The organism is Oceanobacillus sp. NCCP-135, assembly GCF_059698015.1.
In genome coordinates, this window is sequence record NZ_BAAKSZ010000001.1 from 311,766 (window position 1) to 333,084 (window position 21,319).

The 21,319-nt window shown below is 35.8% G+C and carries 20 protein-coding genes; 17 read left to right on the forward strand and 3 right to left on the reverse strand.

The window, feature by feature from the left end:
• Window positions 1-92: 92 nt before the first annotated feature.
• Complete coding sequence (locus tag AC6HVZ_RS01460; RefSeq protein WP_497556346.1) at window positions 93-857, reverse strand: class I SAM-dependent methyltransferase; 765 nt, start codon at window positions 855-857, stop codon at window positions 93-95.
• Between the two features lie 119 nt (window positions 858-976).
• On the opposite strand from AC6HVZ_RS01460, the gene AC6HVZ_RS01465 reads away from it, so the two are divergent.
• Both AC6HVZ_RS01465 and AC6HVZ_RS01470 read left to right on the forward strand, forming a co-directional pair.
• Window positions 977-1,837, forward strand: coding sequence for a LysR family transcriptional regulator (locus AC6HVZ_RS01465; RefSeq protein WP_497556347.1), 861 nt, complete (start codon window positions 977-979; stop codon window positions 1,835-1,837).
• A 63-nt stretch (window positions 1,838-1,900) separates the two neighbouring features.
• Complete coding sequence (locus AC6HVZ_RS01470; protein ID WP_497556348.1) at window positions 1,901-2,320, forward strand: organic hydroperoxide resistance protein; 420 nt, start codon at window positions 1,901-1,903, stop codon at window positions 2,318-2,320.
• A 28-nt stretch (window positions 2,321-2,348) separates the two neighbouring features.
• On the opposite strand, the gene AC6HVZ_RS01475 is transcribed toward AC6HVZ_RS01470, so the two are convergent.
• Complete coding sequence (locus AC6HVZ_RS01475; protein WP_497556349.1) at window positions 2,349-4,064, reverse strand: Rqc2 family fibronectin-binding protein; 1,716 nt, start codon at window positions 4,062-4,064, stop codon at window positions 2,349-2,351.
• Between the two features lie 109 nt (window positions 4,065-4,173).
• On the opposite strand from AC6HVZ_RS01475, the gene AC6HVZ_RS01480 reads away from it, so the two are divergent.
• The 15 genes from AC6HVZ_RS01480 (at window position 4,174) to spoVM (ending at window position 20,749) form a co-directional block, all read left to right on the forward strand.
• Window positions 4,174-6,828 (forward strand): calcium-translocating P-type ATPase, SERCA-type, encoded by a 2,655-nt coding sequence (locus tag AC6HVZ_RS01480; protein WP_497556350.1) that lies wholly within the window; start codon window positions 4,174-4,176, stop codon window positions 6,826-6,828.
• A 349-nt stretch (window positions 6,829-7,177) separates the two neighbouring features.
• Window positions 7,178-8,068 carry a YicC/YloC family endoribonuclease gene (locus AC6HVZ_RS01485; RefSeq protein ID WP_497556394.1) on the forward strand — a complete coding sequence of 297 codons (891 nt, stop codon included), beginning with the start codon at window positions 7,178-7,180 and terminating at the stop codon, window positions 8,066-8,068.
• Window positions 8,069-8,128: 60 nt separating this feature from the next.
• Window positions 8,129-8,389, forward strand: a complete 261-nt coding sequence (gene remA / locus AC6HVZ_RS01490) for an extracellular matrix/biofilm regulator RemA (RefSeq protein WP_497556351.1) — start codon at window positions 8,129-8,131, stop codon at window positions 8,387-8,389.
• 24 nt (window positions 8,390-8,413) lie between these two features.
• The gene (gmk, locus tag AC6HVZ_RS01495; RefSeq protein WP_497556352.1) at window positions 8,414-9,031 is read left to right on the forward strand and encodes a guanylate kinase; all 618 of its coding nucleotides are present in this window, start codon (window positions 8,414-8,416) and stop codon (window positions 9,029-9,031) included.
• On the forward strand, window positions 9,031-9,228 hold the full coding sequence (rpoZ, locus tag AC6HVZ_RS01500; RefSeq protein WP_497556353.1) for a DNA-directed RNA polymerase subunit omega: 198 nt from the start codon (window positions 9,031-9,033) through the stop codon (window positions 9,226-9,228). Before gmk ends, rpoZ begins: the two co-directional genes overlap by 1 nt.
• A gap of 137 nt (window positions 9,229-9,365) precedes the next feature.
• Entirely contained in the window at window positions 9,366-10,574 is a 1,209-nt protein-coding gene (gene coaBC, locus AC6HVZ_RS01505; protein ID WP_497556354.1) for a bifunctional phosphopantothenoylcysteine decarboxylase/phosphopantothenate--cysteine ligase CoaBC, read from the forward strand.
• Complete coding sequence (gene priA / locus AC6HVZ_RS01510) at window positions 10,571-12,979, forward strand: primosomal protein N' (RefSeq protein WP_497556355.1); 2,409 nt, start codon at window positions 10,571-10,573, stop codon at window positions 12,977-12,979. Before coaBC ends, priA begins: the two co-directional genes overlap by 4 nt.
• A gap of 271 nt (window positions 12,980-13,250) precedes the next feature.
• Window positions 13,251-14,189 (forward strand): methionyl-tRNA formyltransferase, encoded by a 939-nt coding sequence (fmt, locus tag AC6HVZ_RS01515; protein ID WP_497556356.1) that lies wholly within the window; start codon window positions 13,251-13,253, stop codon window positions 14,187-14,189.
• Between the two features lies 1 nt (window position 14,190).
• Window positions 14,191-15,540, forward strand: a complete 1,350-nt coding sequence (gene rsmB / locus AC6HVZ_RS01520; RefSeq protein WP_497556357.1) for a 16S rRNA (cytosine(967)-C(5))-methyltransferase RsmB — start codon at window positions 14,191-14,193, stop codon at window positions 15,538-15,540.
• A gap of 99 nt (window positions 15,541-15,639) precedes the next feature.
• Entirely contained in the window at window positions 15,640-16,401 is a 762-nt protein-coding gene (locus AC6HVZ_RS01525; RefSeq protein WP_497556358.1) for a Stp1/IreP family PP2C-type Ser/Thr phosphatase, read from the forward strand.
• On the forward strand, window positions 16,395-18,428 hold the full coding sequence (gene pknB / locus AC6HVZ_RS01530; protein ID WP_497556359.1) for a Stk1 family PASTA domain-containing Ser/Thr kinase: 2,034 nt from the start codon (window positions 16,395-16,397) through the stop codon (window positions 18,426-18,428). Before AC6HVZ_RS01525 ends, pknB begins: the two co-directional genes overlap by 7 nt.
• Window positions 18,429-19,310 carry a ribosome small subunit-dependent GTPase A gene (gene rsgA / locus AC6HVZ_RS01535; protein WP_497556360.1) on the forward strand — a complete coding sequence of 294 codons (882 nt, stop codon included), beginning with the start codon at window positions 18,429-18,431 and terminating at the stop codon, window positions 19,308-19,310. It begins immediately after the preceding gene.
• A 2-nt stretch (window positions 19,311-19,312) separates the two neighbouring features.
• The gene (rpe, locus tag AC6HVZ_RS01540; RefSeq protein WP_497556361.1) at window positions 19,313-19,972 is read left to right on the forward strand and encodes a ribulose-phosphate 3-epimerase; all 660 of its coding nucleotides are present in this window, start codon (window positions 19,313-19,315) and stop codon (window positions 19,970-19,972) included.
• A gap of 5 nt (window positions 19,973-19,977) precedes the next feature.
• Entirely contained in the window at window positions 19,978-20,634 is a 657-nt protein-coding gene (locus tag AC6HVZ_RS01545; RefSeq protein WP_497556362.1) for a thiamine diphosphokinase, read from the forward strand.
• A gap of 31 nt (window positions 20,635-20,665) precedes the next feature.
• Window positions 20,666-20,749, forward strand: a complete 84-nt coding sequence (gene spoVM / locus AC6HVZ_RS01550; protein ID WP_094883957.1) for a stage V sporulation protein SpoVM — start codon at window positions 20,666-20,668, stop codon at window positions 20,747-20,749.
• Window positions 20,750-20,888: 139 nt separating this feature from the next.
• Here the strand turns inward: spoVM and rpmB are convergent, their stop codons facing one another.
• Complete coding sequence (gene rpmB / locus AC6HVZ_RS01555) at window positions 20,889-21,077, reverse strand: 50S ribosomal protein L28 (protein ID WP_497556363.1); 189 nt, start codon at window positions 21,075-21,077, stop codon at window positions 20,889-20,891.
• Window positions 21,078-21,319: the final 242 nt, after the last annotated feature.

The following is a 21,319-nucleotide window of genomic DNA, read 5'->3' on the forward strand; positions in this document are numbered from 1 at the left end:
AGCAGTGCGCTGGCCAGTATTTTGGTGGGGCGAACGAAGTACAGGTCCAAAGTTTATGAAAAAAACCTTAAAAGAAATGACCTCAGTGAAGGTCATTTCTTTTGACATAATACCATCCACTCATCAATGGTAAAGCAGTGAATAGTTTCACCGGTAATTTCAATTTGATAGTATTCCTGTAAGTCTTTTGTTGCATTCAAAATAAACCTGCTGACTTTTTTCCTGTCATCTTCATTGTCCAGCGTACGATTTATCCACTCATCATATGGTAGTGTTTTTTTCCTATTTTGGTGGCTAGAAATAGATAAATTATAATGGTTGAGAAGCTGTTTCCATTCTGAAATCTTCAAAGAACGGACATGGCTGTAATCACGCATTTTCTCCAGTGTGTTAATAAACTCATCATATGATAGATTTTCGGAGACCACATTGTCTATGAACAGAAATTTACCATCACGATTTAAAACACGTTGTACCTCACTGATAAACTTTTCGGGATGAGGGAAGTGATGTGCTGCAATTCTGCATGTTACTATATCGAAGGAATTATCCAGAAAAGGCAGGTTTTCAGCATCTGCAACCACATAGTCAATATTAGTTAAGTTTGTTAAATGGGCTGCTGTGTTTTCAAGCATTTCTTTCGTAATATCTGTGGCAATTACTCTTTTTACAGAAGGGGAGAGTTGTTTTGCTACATGACCACCACCCGTTGCAATATCTAGAACTGTCATATTTGTATGAGGGTTCAGCCACTTTGCTAACATGGGCAGATCGCTTCCCTTCGAATGGGTACTACTCGTAACATATTTGTCTCTACTTTTTGAGAATACTTCAAGAACAGCATCTTTTTCTTTCAACCTAATACACCTCCAAGTAATTTTTCCTTATGTTTATCATATGTTGCCTAATGCAATAAGTAAAATACTATTATATAATCAAAGGTAATAACTAATACTTATAAATAGGAGAAATTAAAATGAAAATTGATGATTATGCATTATTATTAAAATTAAATGAAGTTGGCACAATTCGAGGTACCGCTAAAGCAATTCTTATTTCACAGCCAGCAGTAACTCAACGTCTGAAATATATAGAAGAATACTTTGGTCAGGAAATTTTTATCCGAACCCCTAAACGGCTAAGATTGACCCCAAGTGGTGAAATGATCTTGGACCATGCAAAGACTGTTATCGAGAGAGAACAATCAATTAAAAATAGAATTGCGGAGTCGAGTAAAGAAGTTCAGGGTACATTATCTATTGCCTGTTCCTCTCTGATTAGTCAACGTTTCTTACCAGCAATTTTGGGAGAATTCACTAATATATTTCCCCAAGTAGCTATAGATCTGGTAACAGGGATAAGTGAAGATATTAAACGGAATCACAAAAATTACCATGTATGTATTATTCGCGGTGATAAGCTGAAAGAAAGTACTTGTCTGCGTCTGTTCGATGATCCTTTATATATTTTTGATACAGAGCCATTTCCAACTGGTAAATTAAAAGAGCGTCCATTAATTTCATTCAGCAGTGATGATAGTATGCATGAACTAGTAGATAACTGGCTGTATTTTCATCAAGATGAAATAAAGCCGTTAAAGACAATTACTGTTGACCAAATTGAAACATGCAAACAATTTATGAAACAAGGAATAGGGATGGCGGTACTTCCTGAAAGTGTTTCTGATACCATGATGGAAGAATATCCTCACATTCCATTAAAATTGGATGAAGAGCTAGTTACAAGAGATACTTGGGTTTGCTTTCAGGAAGGAGTAAGAAAACTTCCTCAAGTGGATCAATTTATTAATACCTTAATAAAGCAAACTTTTCTTTAATCGTTTACCATTTCTAATTTGGTGGAATATAAATAATAGAATCTATTTATAAGGAGTGTAATAATGAGTGAAGTGATTTTTACATCAAGTGCAACCGCTAAAAATGGACGGGACGGGCATGTGAAATCAGATGATGGATGCATTGATTTACAATTGGTAAATCCAGCCAACAATAAAAAGGATAAAGGCTCCAATCCCGAGCAGTTATTTGCTGCAGGCTACGCGGCTTGCTACGATGGAGCATTGAATCATGTTGCTAAAGAACAAAAAAAGAAAATTAGTTCTGAAACTACAGCAGAAGTTGATTTTATGAAAGATCCAGAAGATAACGGATTTAAGATTGGAGTTACATTAAATATATCTATTGAGGGGGTTAGCCCTGAAGAGGCAGAAGAGCTTGCTGAAGATGCGCATCAATTTTGTCCCTATTCAAAGGCAACTAGGGGTAATATTGAAGTAACATTAAATCCAAATGTTCAATAACAAAAAGGACGATCCCATTGGGGTCGTCCTATTTTTTTCCTTTTAATTTATCAACTAATTGTTTGCTTGGTGTCACGAAAAGCGTTTTCTGATTATCATAAGTGACATATCCAGGCTTTGCTCCATTAGGTTTTTTAACATACCTTATTTTTGTGTAATCTACAGGAACAGATGAAGAGCTCTGAGATTTACTAAAATATGCTGCAATATGAGCTGCTTCTAATAATGTTTCCTCACTGGGATCTATGGACCGGATAATAACATGTGAACCAGGGATATCCTTCGTGTGAAGCCATATATCATCACGATGTGCAAGTTTTGTAGTTACATATTCATTTTGTTTATTGTTTTTACCCACAAGAATTGCTGTTCCGTCTGTTGCAACATATTCTTCCGGTACTGGTTTGGTTGGTTTGTTCTTATGTTTTTTCTTTTGTTTTGTTTGCTTTTTAAGATAACCTTCCTCCCGAAGTTCTTCGCGAATCTCTTCAATATCAGCGACACTGGCAACATCTATTTGTTGTAATAATTGTTCTAAATAGGAAATTTCTTCATTTGTTTTAAAGATTTCCTTTTCAATAACTTTTTTCGACGTTTTTAATTTCTGATAGATTTTGTAAAAGTTTTGTGCGTTTTCACTTGCTGTTTTACTCGGGTTTAAATCAATGGTCATTTCACTTTGTTTAGGGTCATAATAATCAACCACGGAGATATTAGTATCCCCCTGCTTCACCAGATGCATATGAGCGGTTAACAGTTCTCCTAATTTTTGATAGTGTTCTGCACCTTCTGCTTTTTTAATTGTCTGTAAATGTTTCTTCTTTTTCCGTTCATTCTTCTTTTTCTCATTTTTAATAAATCGATATAGATCTTTCGCCTGCTGCTTTACGCGATCACGTTCTGCTTTACCCGAATAAAATTGATCCAGCATTTTATTTGTAGATGTAAAAAATGTTTTTTCTCCCTCAAAGGATGTAATTGGAAGTACATGAAAGTCTTCTTTCTTATTTCGGTAAATTATTGGTGTAAATTGATTATTAATTATTTGTTGTTGGATCTCACTAAAACTTTCCTGATATACCTTCCATGATCCTAAATTTGCTCGATATTTAATTTCTTTTGCGATAAACGGAGAAAACCCTACAAGTATCTCTACGATTTGTGTCTCTAATTTACCACGATTGAAGTCTAGTCTTTTTATGAAAGCTTCTTTCTCAATTTGTAAAGGATTTAATTTATTCTGCATTGGAGGAAGCTTATAATCCTGTCCGGGAAGAATTGTTCTGTGCCGGTTTTGCGTTATTGACACATGTTTCAAACTATCTATAATATGGCCTTTTTCCTGATCGATCAGCATGACATTGCTATGTTTTCCCATTAGTTCTACGACTAAGGTCTTCTGTGTCATATCCCCAATTTCATTTCTAGCTTTAATGGTAAACGTTATGATTCTTTCCATCCCGTATTGCTCAATTTCTTCCATGATCGCTCCTGTTAAATACTTTCTAAGAACCATACAAAACATAGGTGGTTCCTGAGGGTTTTTATACGTATCATCTGTAATGTGAAATCGTGCATAAGTTGGATGAATTGAAAATAATAATGTATGATTTTTTCCTTGGCTTCGAATCGTAAAAACAAGCTCTGTAAGGGTTGGTTGATGAATTTTTGTAATTTTTCCTGGAACTAATTCATTTTTTAATTCTTCTGTTACAGCTCGTGTAACAATACCATCAAATGGCATATCATCACCTCATGCTATAATTATAGCATTTTTTTGGACAAGTCTGCATAGATTTCATTAAGAATATAAAAGGGAAAAGTAGACTTCAGCCAATTTGGAGGAATGCAGTATGAGATGGTATCAATTAGATGTAGAACGTGTTGAGCAAAAGTTGCATGTAACAACGAATAGAGGACTTACTTCTAAACAAGTTGAACAACGTCGTAAACAATATGGATCTAATGTGTTGAGTGAACAAAAAGGAACATCAAAATGGTTAATCTTTCTAAAACAATTTCAGGATTTTATGGTTTTAGTTTTACTTGCAGCAACACTTATTGCCGGTTTGCTCGGGGAATTTATTGATGCGATTGCAATAATGGTTATCGTATTGGTAAATGGATTTATAGGATTCTTTCAGGAACAAAAGGCAGAAAAGTCACTAGAAAAATTGAAAGAGCTATCAGCACCAATGGCAAATGTGTTACGGGAAGAAAAATGGATGAAAATTTCTTCCAAAGATGTTGTTGTTGGAGATATTGTAAAAATAACAAGCGGAGATCGTGTCCCGGCAGATATTCGAATTGTGAAATCAAGTGGGATGGAAACAGAGGAATCGGCTCTTACAGGGGAATCTCTTCCGGTAATGAAGCATGCAACTGCAATTGTTACAGATAGTCTCGATGCCCAGGATCAAATTAATATGGGCTTTAAGGGAACATTGGTTACAAGGGGATCAGGTATTGGTATTGTAGTAGGAACTGGTATGAATACGGTCATAGGGCAAATTGCTTCGTTGATGATCAGTACAAAAAAAGCAATTACTCCACTGGAACGAAAACTGGCGGAACTTGGGAAAATCTTAATTGCAGTTGCTTTGGTTTTAACAGCGTTAGTAGTTATGCTTGGTGTCATGCAAGGACATCCAGTATATAATATGTTTCTAGCGGGGGTCTCATTAGCAGTGGCAGCTATCCCGGAAGGACTGCCTGCAATTGTTACCGTTGCTCTCTCCCTAGGTGTTCAAAGAATGATAAGGAAAAAGGCAATTGTACGAAAATTATCAGCTGTGGAAACATTGGGGTGTGCTTCTGTTATTTGTTCAGATAAAACGGGGACAATGACAGAAAATCAAATGACTGTTAAAGAACTCTATTTAAATGGCGAGCATATATATGTGACAGGTGATGGATATGATATACGCGGGGATTATTTTTTAAATAAGAATAAAGTAGACACTAACTTTCCAAATCTGGAATCGATGCTTTTATATGGAATGCTATGTAATAATGCCAGTTTAAATATAAAAAAGGGGAAATATTTTATTGATGGGGATCCAACTGATGGTGCACTATTAGTTGCTGCAAGAAAAATAGGTTTAACAACAATGAATGGTGAAAAATATAAGGTAATTAAGGAAATCCCTTTTGATTCTGATCGAAAAAGAATGAGTGTCATTTTAGAAGATGAAAATGAAATGCGTTTTTTAATAACTAAAGGGGCTCCAGAAGTACTTCTTCCAAGATCTTCCTTTCAACTTGATAAGAGTGGAAGAAAGCTATTGAAAGAAAAAGAAAAAGAGAATATAAATCAAGCAATTAATAATATGGCGGGAAAATCACTAAGAACAATAGCAATCGGAATGAAACCAATTTCTAAAAATGATTCGCTTGATTCCACATTTTTAGAGAAAGATTTAACCTTTATTGGATTGTATGGAATGATCGATCCACCAAGAAAAGAAGTGAAATCTGCAATTAAAGAATGTAGACAAGCGGGAATTAAAACAGTAATGATAACAGGTGATCATGTAAAAACGGCAAGGGCGATTGCAGATAATCTTAACTTGATTCCAGAAAATGGACTGGTTTTGGAAGGCTATCAATTAAACCAAATGTCCTTAAATGAACTGGAGGATGTTATTGAGGATACGTATGTATTTGCAAGAGTTACTCCCGAACATAAACTGAAAATCGTTAAAGCATTTCAACAAAAGGGGCATATTGTTGCAATGACAGGAGATGGGGTTAATGATGCGCCGGCAATCAAGGCAAGTGATATCGGTATTAGTATGGGTATGAGTGGAACGGATGTAACGAAGGAAGCCTCTTCCTTGATATTATTGGATGATAACTTTGCAACAATTAAATCAGCGATTCAAGAGGGAAGAAATATATATGAGAATATCCGAAAATTTATCAGATATTTGTTAGCGTCCAATGTCGGAGAAATATTAGTTATGCTATTTGCAATGCTTTTAGCACTTCCTTTACCGTTAGTACCTGTACAAATATTATGGGTTAACCTTGTTACAGATGGTCTACCGGCAATGGCACTTGGACTGGATAAACCAGAAAACGATGTGATGAAGAGAAGTCCAAGAAATCCGAAAGAAGGTATTTTTGCTAGGGGATTGGGATATAAGATAGTTAGCAGAGGATTTTTGATAGGGGTAGTAACACTGATTGCCTTTATGGTATCCTATCAAAACACTCCTGGAAATTTAGTTTATGGTCAAACGATGGCATTCACTACATTAGTAATGGCACAATTAATACATGTATTTGATTGTCGTAGCGAAAATTCAGTGTTTTCGAGAAATCCATTTGAAAATATGTATCTGGTATTAGCCGTATTATCTTCTTTACTTCTATTATTAGTTGTTATTTATTGGGAACCTTTGCAGCCGATTTTCCACACAACGTTTTTAGATTTGAGAGATTGGATGCTAATCCTTGTGTTAAGCGCATTGCCAACGGTACTATTTGGATTTACTAAAAAATAATAGAAGATTTAAACCCAAAATAAAGGAAATTTCCTGTTTCGGGTTTTATATTTTGGTGAATCATTGATATAATAGAGTTTCATTATAATTTAAAACTGATTATAAAAGAAAAAGAAATGTTGTATTTGTTACAAACGATATAAATTGCGAAAGTAAAATCGATGGGAATAGGTTTAATCCATCGTTCCGAAAAAGTATCCGCCCGAAGCGATCTCAGACGGCAGCAACAGCACATGTCTTTGGATATAAACTAAAAATTACGTTGCATTTTATATCGACTACGAAGATTAATTAAAGCAACAATCCCTACAAAAAAGTCTTAATTTAATAACGATTAATTATATTGGATGTGATTGTTTTGGGTGCAAGTATGACGGGGTATGGGAGAAGTATCGGAAATATTGGTAATACTACAATTACAGTAGAAATAAGGAGTGTTAATCATCGATATTTGGACTTTACAGCGAAAATCCCCCATTCATTCCTATTTTTGGAGGATAAGATTAAAAAAATAATCCAATCTCATTTCGAACGAGGCAGGATAGAAGTTTATATCGGAATAGAAGGGGATGGATTTATTCAAAAGATATTGAAAACGGATTGGAAGTTAATGGATCAATTTATTAGTCAAGTAAATACCGCTAAGGATCGTTACCATTTATCAGGAGAGCTTCCTGCAACAATACTTACTGCACTCCCTGATATGATTACAGTACAGGAGACAGAACAACAGGAAGATGATTTAAAAGAGTCTATTCTTATTAGTACAGAACAGGCTTGTATCCAAGTACTAGAGATGCGGAAAGAGGAAGGCACCTTTTTGCTCAAGGACTTAAAAGAGAGAATTCATTCGATTGAGCATATGGTCTCCTTATTACAAAACAGACGTACTAATGTAATTGAGGAATATCGTGAACGAATTCAAAAACGTGTCGAAGAACAGTTAACAGATTCCGTTTCCATTGATCATGCACGTCTATACCAGGAAATTGTGCTTTTAGCTGAGAAAGGGGATATTACGGAGGAGATAACTCGTTTATTAAGTCATGTAGATCATTTTATGGAGACAATAAACAGGAGTGGAGCGATTGGTCGGAAATTGGATTTTATAGTTCAGGAAATGTACCGGGAAGCAAATACGATTGGCTCCAAGTCAACAGACCCTGAAATTAGTGAAAGTACGGTATTATTAAAGAGCGAAATTGAAAAAATTAAAGAACAACTGCAAAATATTGAATAACATTTGAGTTTTGTAATGGTTTGTACTTATAATAGAAATAACAATTGAGGGGGATTCACTGTGGGTTTACAATTAATTAATATAGGGTTTGGTAATGTTGTTTCTGCTAATCGAGTAATCTCGATCGTATCACCAGAATCAGCACCAATTAAACGAATTATTACCATTGCTCGAGATAATAATAAACTGGTTGATGCAACATATGGTAGACGTACAAGAGCTGTAATTATTACAGATAGTGATCACATTGTTTTATCTGCTGTACAACCTGAAACCGTTGGGCAGCGAGTGTTGAGTCATGAAGAGATTACTGATGAATAGGTGAAATAAATAGGAGGAAATGTTTTGATTGATGAAAAAGGAATTTTATTTATTCTTTCAGGGCCATCTGGTGTTGGAAAAGGAACTGTAAGAAAAGAACTATTTGATCAAGCAACAGATTTGAAATATTCTATATCCATGACAACAAGGGAAAAACGCCCTGGGGAAACAGATGGAGTGGATTACTTCTATAAATCAAGGAAAGAATTTGAGAACCTAATACAGAGGAATCAACTACTAGAATATGCTCGATATGTTAATAATTATTATGGGACTCCTAGAGCATATGTTGAGGAATCATTGGCAGCAGGTCATGATGTTTTCTTGGAAATAGAAGTACAGGGAGCACTGCAGGTTAAAGAAAATTTTCCTAACGGTGTATTTATTTTTCTTTTTCCGCCAAGCCTGGAAGAATTGAAGAATAGAATTGTTAATCGGGGAACAGAGTCTTCTGAGTTAGTAATAAACCGGCTAAAAGAAGCGAGAAAAGAGATTGAAATGATGGATGCTTATGATTATGTAGTTGTAAATGATCAAGTAGAGCATGCAGTGGCTAAAATCCAATCGATTATTCAAAGTGAGCATCTTAAAAGGGAACGTATTGAAAAACAATATAAAAAGTTATTGGAGGATGAAAAGTAATGATGTTAGAACCATCAATTGATGAACTTCAGGAGAAAATCAGTTCAAAGTATATACTTGTGACTCTCTCAGCGAGACGGGCAAGACAACTAAGCGAAACAAAAAAAACATTGATAGAAAACCCAAAATCTAATAAATATGTTGGGATGGCTTTGGAAGAAATACAGCAGGACAAGTTAACTCTAGTAGGAGAATAATAAAATAATAAGTTCACCCTCGCTCTCTTTATACTTGCGAGGGCTTTTTAATGTCCACAAGAAATCCTTTTCACAAGATGTTGTTACGTATTTATGATATAAATAAACTAGAGAATAAATTGAGGGGGGTTTCATAAATGGTTAACAAAAAGAATATTCTATTAGGTGTTTCAGGTGGAATTGCAGCATATAAAGCATGTGCCCTGACAAGTAAATTAACGCAAGCTGGGGCAAATATAAAAGTGATGATGACAGCTAGTGCTACAGAATTTGTTTCCCCTTTAACATTTCAGGCATTATCTAGAAACTCTGTTTACATCGATACTTTTGATGAAAAGGATCCAAAAACCATTGCCCATATTGACCTCGCTGATTGGGCAGATATAGCGCTGATTGCCCCAGCTACTGCTAATATAATTGGTAAAATAGCAAACGGTATAGCTGATGATATGCTTTCAACAACATTACTAGCCACACGGGCAGACATTTATATTGCTCCAGCAATGAATGTGCATATGTATGCACATCCTGCTGTAATTAACAATATGAAGCAACTGGAAAAATGGGGATATAACTTTATCGAACCAGGTGATGGTTATTTAGCATGCGGTTATGTTGGAAAAGGACGTCTGGAAGAGCCGGAAAGTATTATCAAAGCAATTGAAAATCATCAGTCTGCAGATAAGATTTTAGCAGGCAAAAAAGTGCTGATTTCGGCAGGACCAACCCATGAACAAATTGACCCCGTTCGTTTTTTTACCAATCGGTCATCAGGTAAAATGGGATTTGCCCTAGCGGAAGCGGCGGCTGATAATGGCGCTGAGGTTACGCTTGTAACCGGTCCAACTGATCTCGAAATATCTAATCATTTAATTAACAGAATTAATATTACTTCAGCTGAGGAAATGTATGAAGCAATGCATCACTATTTTCCATCAAGTGATATAGTTATTAAAGCTGCTGCAGTTGCTGATTATCGTCCAAAGCAGGTTTATGATCAGAAAATGAAGAAACAGGCTGGTGATTGGAATATCGAAATGGTTCGCACCAAAGATATTTTGCAATCACTTGGGGAAGTAAAAAATCACCAATATTTAGTTGGATTTGCAGCAGAAACAACCAACCCTTTGGAATATGGGTTAAAAAAGCTTGAAGAAAAGAATTTAGATGCCATTGCTATTAATAATGTAACAGTTGCAGGAGCAGGTTTTGGAGGAGATACAAACATCGTAACATTTGTTAATAAAAATCGACAGGCTGATGAAATTACATTAGCTACAAAAAAAGAAGTTGCTGAAAGGATATGGAAATTAATTGATCGTGAAATAAAGGATGAATCTCGGTGAATATAGCAAAAGTCATTGTCGATGTGCCTGTTAGTTCTATTAATCAAACGTTTGATTATCTTATCCCAGAAAAATTCCAGGATATTTTGTCCATTGGTATGAGGGTTATTGTTCCGTTTGGTCCAAGGAAAATAATGGGGTTTGTTGTGGCTCGATCATCGGAATCAGATTTTGATAAATTAAAAGAGATCGTCGATGTTTTGGATTTAACTCCGGTACTAACTCCGGAATTGCTGAACCTGGGTAAGTGGATAGCGAATGAAACCGTTAGTTTTTATATAACAGCATTTCAAGCGATGCTGCCCCAAGTATTAAAAGCGCAGTATAAAAAAGAATTAGTACGAATGACCGATTCGAAATTGCCAACGAATTTGGAGGAGCTTTTTGTTGGAAGAGATGTAATAGCTTACGAAGAATTTGAAGGATCAGGAATCAGTTATTATCAACTACAAAAAACAGTCCAGGATGGAGATATTTCAATTGATTATTTAGTGAAATCAAAAATCACAAAAAAATATGTCACGATGATTAAGCCTGCTCGTGATCTCCATTTATTAGGGGAAGCATTTCAAGATTTATCCAAAAATGCAAAGAAACAAAAACAGCTACTACAATATTTTCTTGAAAATCCGGAGTCAATTGATAAAAAGTTACTACTTCACAAGCTGCAAACTACTACTAATACTATAAAAAAATTAACAGATAAAGCACTTCTTGAATCTTATCAGGTTGAAGTATATCGCCAACCTTATAATGATGATACCTTTTCCAAAACGACTGCTATGGAGTTAACGAAAGAGCAGGAATTTGCCATCAGACCAATAAAAGAGAACATCGATAAACGTCAGCATGATGTATTTCTTTTACACGGAGTAACTGGAAGTGGAAAGACTGAGATTTATTTACAGGCAATCCAGGATGTAATTGCTAAAGGGAAGGAAGCAATTGTACTTGTTCCTGAAATTTCACTCACTCCTCAAATGGTGAAACGATTCAAAGGAAGATTCGGATCTAATGTTGCAGTAATGCATAGTGCACTGTCTGCAGGGGAAAAATATGATGAATGGCGACGAATCCAGCGAAAAGAGGTACAGGTTGTTGTTGGAGCGAGATCTGCAATTTATGCACCGTTTGAAAACATTGGCATCATTATCATTGATGAAGAACACGAAACGACCTATAAGCAGGAAGACCAACCGCGTTACCATGCTCGTGATGTTGCAATTCATCGTGGAGAAACACATCAATGTCCAGTGATTTTGGGAAGTGCCACTCCGACACTTGAATCCTATGCAAGAGCACAAAAAGGTGTCTACAGGCTGGCAACACTCAGCAAGAGGACAAATGAAAAAGCCATGCCGGAAGTTGAAATTGTCGATATGAGAAATGAATTGCATGCAGGTAACCGTACCATGTTTTCCCGCAGTTTAAAAGAACGTATGGAACAATGTATCGAAAAGGGTGAACAAATTGTTTTACTATTGAACAGACGCGGTTATTCGACATTTGTAATGTGTCGAGACTGTGGTCATGTGAAAGAATGCCCGCATTGTGACATTGCACTTACTTATCATAAAAATAACAATCAATTAAAATGCCATTATTGCTCCTATGAGGAACCAATGCCAATGAGTTGCCCAGAATGTACAAGTGATCTAATTCGCTATTTTGGCACTGGCACACAACGTGTAGAAGAAGCATTAACAAAAATAATTCCCGAGGCAAGAGTTATTCGAATGGATGTGGATACAACGCGCAGGAAAGGCTCTCATGAGAAATTGCTTCATCAATTTGCTGAAAAGCAGGCAGATATCCTACTGGGAACACAAATGATCGCAAAAGGGCTGGATTTTGAAAATGTTACATTAGTCGGTGTATTAACAGCGGACTCCATGCTTCATTTACCAGATTTTCGTTCCTCTGAAAAGACATTCCAATTACTGACACAGGTAAGTGGACGTGCAGGTAGACACGAATTAACAGGGGAAGTAATTGTACAAACATATACACCAGATCATTACAGTATTGAACTTGCAAGTAAATATGACTTTAATCAATTTTATCGGAAAGAAATGACGACAAGAAAAACATTCCAATATCCTCCATATGTTTTTCTTGCTCTATTAACAGTTTCGCATCAAAATAAAGTAAAAGCAGTTCAGACCACCCAGAAGATTGTTCAACTGCTAATGAAAAATGTACAAACGGATACAGTCGTTTTGGGACCAACACCTTCCCCAATCCCACGTATCAAAGATAGATATCGTTACCAATGCATGATAAAATACAGAAATGAACCACAATTACGTCACTATATAAATAAAATACTAGATCTATTCGCAGAAGAATCTCGTAAAGAGGATTTATTAATCTCAGTAGATATGCAACCATACCATCTTATGTAGTATAGAAGACTGTTTGCTAAAAGGATTTGCTCTTATTGTCACAAAAGATATAAAATGCAACGTAACTTTAGCGTGATTTTTTCACCTTACATTAGAAAATGGGTACTAATCCAGCGCTCCGAAAACACATTATGTAGATATTAGGGCGGCTGGTGAGCCTTCTCGTTCACGGATCTTACCGACTTATAACAAACAGTAACTACGCCGCATTTTTGAGAAGATTAAAAGCAACAGTATATACGAAAGTATCTTAAGAAAGTAGGTTAATGATATGAAACGAATTGTTTTTATGGGAACTCCTGATTTTTCAGTTCCTATTCTACAAGCATTAGTAAACTCGGAATATGAAGTTGTGCTTGTTGTTTCACAACCGGATCGTCCAAAAGGGAGGAAACGTATGATTACACCTCCACCAGTAAAAGTTGAAGCAGAAAAACATGGAATTCCTGTTTTTCAACCGGAAAAGTTAAAAGATGATTATGAAGAAATCTTAACGTATGAACCAGATTTAATTGTTACAGCAGCATATGGGCAGTTGCTTCCCAATGAATTACTAACTCCCCCTAAATTTGGTTGCATAAATGTTCATGCCTCATTACTTCCAGAATTACGCGGTGGTGCTCCAATTCATTATGCAATTATGCAGGGAAAAAAAGAAACAGGTATAACGATCATGTATATGGTTGAAAAATTGGATGCTGGAGATATGCTTACACAAGTAGTCATTCCAATTGAGAAAGAAGATCATGTTGGAACGATGCATGATAAGCTATCAGAAGCAGGTGCGAATATTTTAATTCAAACATTGCCATTATTATTTGAGAATAAGATCACTCCAACTAAACAAGATGATACCAAAGCAACTTTTGCAACAAATATTAAAAGAGAACAAGAGAAAATCGAGTGGTCAAAAAGTAACGAGGAAATTTATAATCACATCCGCGGTTTGCATCCATGGCCAGTTGCCTTTACTACATATGAAGAAAAAATCATGAAACTCTGGTGGGGTGAACCAGATAATACAGAATATGATGCTACTTCTGGAGAAATTGTCCACAAGGATCATAAAGGATTTATCGTAGTTTGTGGGAATCACAAAGGGATCCGTGTAACAGAAATCCAACCTGCAGGTAAAAAAAGAATGACTGTTGAAGAATATTTAAAAGGATCTACTGATCGAATAAAAGTTGGTACAGTGATGGGTGAATGATATGAACAATTATCAATTAAGAAATACAATATTGGACGTATTACTCCGAATAGAAAAGGATAATGGTTATAGCCATTTAATACTTGATCATGAAATGAAAAGGCAGAAAATAAATCCGAAAGACGAGGGCTTACTAACAGAGGTAGTTTATGGAACGATTCAACGTAAATTAACATTGGACTATTATATTGACAGCTTTGTCACGCAAAAGAAAAAGATGGCCGATTGGGTGAGAATGCTTCTAAGAATGTCTATCTATCAAATGGAATTTTTGGATAAAGTACCAGATCATGCAATTATTCACGAAGCTGTGGAAATAGCAAAAAAAAGAGGGCATAAAGGGTTAGCTTCATTCGTAAATGGTGTATTAAGAAATGTGCAACGCAGTGGAGTACCAAATACGCAAGCAATCAAAAGTGATTCTAAACGGCTTGCAGTAGAAACCAGCCATCCACTGTGGCTGGTTGATCGTTGGATTGCAGCCTATGGACTTGAAACCACAAAAGAAATGTGTGAAGAAAATCAGAATAGGAAGTTAATGACTATTCGTGTTCAGCCTTTAAAGATCAATCGTGAGGAAGCAATGCAGATTTTAAATGAACAAGGCTTTGAAACAAGACCTTCTCTTTTTTCTAAGCAGGGAATTATTGTTAATAAAGGAAATATATTAAAAACTAATCTCTTTGAAAATGGTTATATAACCATTCAGGATCAAAGCTCCATGCTTGTAGCTGAAATGCTTGATCCTAAACCAAATATGCATGTATTGGATGCATGTAGCGCTCCTGGAGGAAAAGCAACCCATATTGCTGAAAAAATGCAAAATAAAGGTACGATTAATGCATATGATCTCCATTATAAGAAAGTAAAATTAATTGAGAAAAAAGCTTCGGAACTCGACCTATCCATAATTATTGCAGACACAGCTGATGCGAGAATATTGCAGACTATGCATGTGAATGAAAGCTTTGATAGAATTTTAGTCGATGCACCGTGTTCCGGTTTAGGTGTAATTAGGGGAAAACCAGAAATCAAATATCATAAACAGGAATCAGATATTCAAAGGCTTGCCACTATACAGCTAGATATTTTGGAAAGTGTTGCCCCTTTATTGAAAAAGGATGGATTATTAATCTATAGTACTTGTACAGTAGATCCGGAGGAAAATGAACGTGTTGTTAAAAACTTTTTGAAAAGAAATGAGTACTACGAGATTGACCCGAATTTTTTTGAAGAATTACCAGAGCACTTGGAGGGTTCTGAGGGCATAACGGAAGCAGGGTTACAATTATTCCCGCAAAATTATGGAACGGATGGGTTTTTTCTAACGAGACTAAAAAGAAAAAAATGAAAAATCTTGTTCTTTTCTAATGAAAAATGTGCAATACTTTAACTAGAGTAAATCTAATACTAATATCAGGTTGCTAGCTTTTATAAAAGGGGGGATATGATGAAGGGACAATTTTTAACAGATACTGGGCAAGTGAGAAGTCATAATGAGGATGCTGGCGGGATATTTTATAATTCCAGCGGACAATTTATGGCTGTTATTGCTGATGGAATGGGTGGTCATCAAGCTGGAGATGTGGCCAGTCAAATGGTAATCACTTTGTTAAAAGAAAAATGGACAAATTGCAAAAAACTAAATTCTCCCGATGAGGCAGAAGACTGGTTAACAAAAATAGTAATGGAAATAAATGGAAAAGTATACCAACATGCACAAAAAAATAAAGAATGTTTTGGTATGGGAACGACGATTGTTACAGCAATTTGCTTTGAGGATATTATTACAGTAGCACACATTGGGGATAGTCGTTGTTATATATTGAATGACAACGGATTCAATCAAATCACCGAAGATCATTCACTTGTAAATGCACTCGTTCAGTCTGGTCAGATTTCCAAAGATGATGCCATAAGACATCCTAGAAAAAATGTAGTATTGAAGGCATTGGGGACTGAAGAACATATAGATGCTGATATCCAGTCGCTCGGTCTTGACTTTGGAGATAAGATTCTATTATGTACAGATGGGCTTTCGGATAAGGTTTTGGATAACGAATTGCTTGAACTACTCCAATCATCAGATGATAGTAAGGTGATTGGAGAAAAAATGATCGAATTAGCTAATAACCGGGGTGGTGAAGATAATATTTCACTTATTATTATCCAACATGATCCTTTACCGAAAGAGGGTGAAAGCTCATGTTAAATGGTTATATGTTAAATGACCGCTATGAAATAAAAGCAACCATTGGCGGGGGTGGCATGGCCAATGTGTATTTAGCAAATGATACCATATTAGATCGTGATGTAGCCATAAAAGTATTGAGATTGGATTTTTCCGATGATGAAGAGTTTATTGCTCGCTTCGACAGGGAAGCGCAATCAGCATCTAGTTTATCTCATCCTAATATTGTAAATATTTATGATGTAGGCGATGAAGATAATATATTATACATGGTAATGGAATATGTCGATGGTATGACGCTCAAAGAATACATCCAGCGTTATAGCCCTCTTGACGTTCAGGAAGCGCTTGATATTATGAAACAAATTACGGATGCTATAGCACATGCACATGCCAATGATATTGTACACCGGGATATTAAGCCACAGAATATATTAATTGATACATATGGACAAGCTAAAGTAACAGATTTTGGTATAGCGATAGCATTAAGTGCAACCTCATTAACTCAAACAAATTCAATTTTGGGTTCTGTTCATTATTTATCACCAGAACAGGCAAGAGGTGGAATGGCTACAAAAAAATCTGATATCTATTCAATCGGTATTGTGCTTTTTGAACTGCTGACAGGTCGTCTGCCATTCTCTGGACAATCTCCAGTTTCGATCGCTTTAAAGCATTTACAAAATGATACACCATCTGTAAGAAGGTATAATCAGGATGTACCGCAAAGTGTTGAAAATATTGTTCTAAAGGCAACTGCCAAAGATCCTTTTCATCGGTTTGAAACAGTATATGATTTAAATGACGCATTAGAGATGGCTTTACATCCAAGTAAATTGGATGAAGAAGTTTTTACTCCACCGATCGAAGCAGGGGAAGAAACGAAAGCAATACCAATTATTACAGATAATCAGCTGCAGCCAAATGAGAACCAAGACACGATCATACATCAGACAAATGAAAACACAAAAAACATTGCAGAACAAGAAAAAGTAAAAAAATCTTCCAAAAAAAACAAAAAGAAAAAGCCGAAAAAAGATAAAAAACGTAAGAAAAAATGGATCATTATAATTGTTGTATTATTTATGCTGCTCGCTTCAGGGATTGCTGCATTATTTATACCTGAATTATTGCAGCCAAAAGATGTTAAAATTCCAGATGTAGTTGAAATGGATTATGAAGAAGCCAAGGCAGAATTGGAAAGCATTAATCTAAAGGTGGAAAGAGAATTAACCTATTCTGATGAAATCGAAGAAGGAAAAGTTGTAAGGACAGATCCAAAGGCAGGGAGTACAAGAAAAGAAGAGTCAACCGTAAATGTATTTGTGAGTCAAGGGAAAGAAAAAGAAGAATTTAAAGATTATGTTGGCAGAGATTTTGACCAGGTGGAGCGAATTTTGAATGAAGCGGGATACAGTGAGATAATTCCGATTGAGAAATACTCGGATCGACCCCAAGGGGAAATAATAGGTCAGATTCAACCGTCTCCTGATATAGAGGTTGTACCAAGTGAAACAAAGGTTATCTTTGAAGTAAGTCTAGGGCCGGAATTGATCAGTCTAAACAACCTCAAAGGAATGACAGAGCAGGAAGCAAAAGATTATTTGGAAAGTAAAAATTTAAAAATGAACCCTATTAGAGAAAATTCAGACAGTGTTGCTGAGGGAGAAGTTATCAATCAGGAACCGTCAGCTGGTACGGATTTAGAAGAAGGTTCTACAGTTAATGTATATTTATCAACTGGACCACAAGTAAAACCGCCACGTACACATTCGATTACTTTTACTGTATCTTATAACCATGAAACGCAGGGAAATGAGGGTGAACAGGAAGGGGAAACGCCAATTGAACAAACTGTAAGAATCTATGTGAAGGATGCGAATAATCCTGATATTTCAGATGTATTTAAAGAGGATACAATCACAGAAGACACGGAATATACGATCACATTAACAATAGCTCCGGATGAAGTTGCGCAATACAGAGTTATGCTTGATGATGATGTTATTACAGAGGAAACAGTTTCCTATGAAGAGGGTGAATAAATGGCAGAAGGCAGAATAATAAAAGCATTGAGTGGATTTTACTATGTTAAATCAGATGAACAGGTATACCAATGCAGAGGCAGAGGTGTTTTTCGCAATAAGAAAATATCGCCTTTGGTAGGTGATTTTGTTTCCTTCGATATGAACGAAGCCAATAAAGGTTATATCATGGAAATAAAATCGAGAGAAAACGAACTTGTTCGTCCACCAATAGCAAATATTGATCAAGCAATTATTGTGAGTTCTGCCACCAAGCCTGGATTCAGTTCTGTATTGCTCGATCGCTTTCTCGTTTTGATAGAAGCTAAGGATATTAAACCAGTAATCTTTATTACAAAAATGGATGCGATAGATGATCTGAATCATGTGGAAATAGAGAATTTTAAAAGAGATTACGAAAAAGTAGGTTATAAAGTGGAATTGCTTACAGCAAAGAAACCGCACAGCTTATCTACATTAGAACATTATTTCCAAGATAAAGTAACCGTCATTGCTGGTCAGTCTGGTGTAGGTAAGTCATCCCTATTAAATGCTTTGAATCCCTCACTGCTGCTGAAGACAGCAGAGATTTCTGAAAGTCTTGGGAGGGGTAGACATACCACAAGGCATGTGGAGCTCGTGCAGATAGGGGGAGGCTTGGTAGCTGATACTCCAGGGTTCAGTGCGTTGGATTTCAGTGAATTGGAATTGGAGCACTTAACAGATTATTTTCCTGAGATGAGAGAACGTAAAGACTTTTGCAAGTTTCGAGGCTGTATGCACTATAAAGAGCCAAAATGTGCTGTAAAACAAGCCGTGGAAGAAGGAGAAATAGCTGCATACAGATATGAGCATTATTTAAGTTTTTTTGAAGAAATTCAATCAAGAAAGCCGAGGTATTAATGATGATAAAAATAGCACCATCGATATTGTCAGCAGATTTTGCAAAACTAGGTAAAGAAATAGAAGATGTAGAAAAAGGTGGAGCCGATTACATTCATGTTGATGTAATGGATGGGCATTTTGTTCCCAATATTACAATTGGCCCTTTAATCGTAGAGGCAATAAAGCCAGTAACTAAACTTCCTTTAGATGTTCATTTAATGATTGAGAACCCTGATGTGTATATACCTATGTTTGCGAGTGCGGGAGCAACAATTATAACAGTACACCAGGAAGTGTGTCCACATTTGCACCGGACCATCCAACTAATTAAAGATAATGGTGTAAAAGCTGGAGTAGTAATTAACCCTGCAACTCCAGCTGAAGTACTTCTGCCTATATTGCCAGATGTAGACATGGTACTGATCATGACCGTTAATCCGGGATTTGGTGGTCAATCATTTATTAAGAGTACATTGAATAAGATAGTGCAAGTAGCTAAATGGAGGAATGATCAGCATCTTACTTTTGAAATTGAAGTGGATGGCGGTGTAAATACGGATACTGCAAAACTATGTACGGATGCGGGAGCTGATGTGTTAGTAGCAGGAAGTGCTATTTTTAATAAAGAAGATAGACATCTTGCAATTAGAAATATTTTAAATGCAGCAGAGGAGAAATAAATTATATGCTGTCAGTTGCAATTGTAGGTAATGGACCGATGGAACGTCATCCGGATTTCCGAGCATATAAAAACAAGATAGATATTTGGATTGGTGCAGATCGAGGTGCATTAACATTAGTAACAAATAAAATTCCAATGGAATATGCTGTAGGCGATTTTGATTCAATTGATGAGAAAGAAAAAGTAATTATTCAGCAATACGCTAATGTTTTTAAGGAATTTCCTTCTAAAAAAGATAAAACAGATCTTGAGATTGCATTATTAACGGCTTTTGAATTAAATCCGGACGAAATTTATTTATTTGGCGTTACAGGTGGGCGGCTGGATCATGAATTAATTAATATCCAACTTCTAAGTCTGATAGAAAAGAAAGGGGTTAGAGGGATAATTGTCGATAATTTAAATCAATTGGAATTAACAACACCGGGTAAGCACACTGTTACATATTCTGAAAACTATCCATATATTTCATTCATCCCTTTTACAAAAGAGGTAAGAGGGATAACATTATCAGACTTTTACTATCCATTAGTAAATCAAAACATTTCATGGGGCTCTACACTCTGTATATCAAACAAGCTTCTTTCAAAAAGTGGTACTTTTTCATATAAAGAAGGCATACTATTATTAATAAAGAGTCGTGATACGATTCAAAGGTAGGCTTTGTTTGTATTTAGAGGAGGGCGAACTCATGAAATTTTATACTATTAAGCTCCCAAGATTTATCGGCGGATTTGTAAGGATTGTAATCGGTACGTTTAAAAAGGATAAATAACCTAACTTGGCTTTTGTCAATAAATTGGCAGAAGCTTGTTTTTTTAAGTACTGAAATGTAAAAAGGCCTCCATTGTATGTATACAATGGAGGCCTTTTTGGTCAATAACTAATGTTAATCTGTACTTTATTCTTTAGGTTTATACACGCTCAACTTTACCTGATTTCAAGGCGCGTGCAGAGACATAAACACGTTTAGGTTTTCCATCTACCATTATACGTACTTTTTGTACATTAGCCTTCCAATTACGCTTGTTGGAATTCATAGCGTGAGAACGTAGGTTTCCACTGCGAGTTTGACGTCCAGTAACAACACATTTTCTAGCCATGGTAATCCCTCCTACTCTAACATGTGTCATTTAATACTTACTTAATTTATCACAAGTAGCCAAAGAATGCAATTAATCTTTTACGTTAATTTGTTGTCATAAGGATATTGAGAAAAATCACTTGACAGATTAAAATGAATCGCCCATTGTATAAAGGGGTATTTTTATACATAAATGTAAACTCTACTTTTAAAATCGGTCCGTATGTAGTAAAATATGCTTATTAGAGTAGGTATTTAAGG